At 51.8% G+C, this 450-nt stretch carries 1 rRNA gene; it reads left to right on the top strand.

Features of this window, described 5'->3' with window-relative positions:
* Positions 1–450 (top strand): 16S ribosomal RNA (locus EJJ37_RS19890); the annotation flags it as partial.

Raw genomic sequence — 450 nt, 5'->3', positions numbered from 1 at the left:
GGGGGGCAGCAGTGAGGAATATTGGTCAATGGGCGTAAGCCTGAACCAGCCAAGTCGCGTGAGGGATGAAGGTTCTATGGATCGTAAACCTCTTTTATAAGGGAATAAAGTGCGGGACGTGTCCCGTTTTGTATGTACCTTATGAATAAGGATCGGCTAACTCCGTGCCAGCAGCCGCGGTAATACGGAGGATCCGAGCGTTATCCGGATTTATTGGGTTTAAAGGGTGCGTAGGCGGCCTTTTAAGTCAGCGGTGAAAGTCTGTGGCTCAACCATAGAATTGCCGTTGAAACTGGGGGGCTTGAGTATGTTTGAGGCAGGCGGAATGCGTGGTGTAGCGGTGAAATGCATAGATATCACGCAGAACCCCGATTGCGAAGGCAGCCTGCCAAGCCATGACTGACGCTGATGCACGAAAGCGTGGGGATCAAACAGGATTAGATACCCGAG

This window comes from Clostridium cuniculi, from assembly GCF_004353185.1.
GTDB lineage: Bacteria > Bacillota > Clostridia > Clostridiales > Clostridiaceae > Clostridium > Clostridium cuniculi.
Note: the sequence above shows the minus strand (reverse complement) of the source record. Positions and strands in the feature narration are given on the sequence as shown.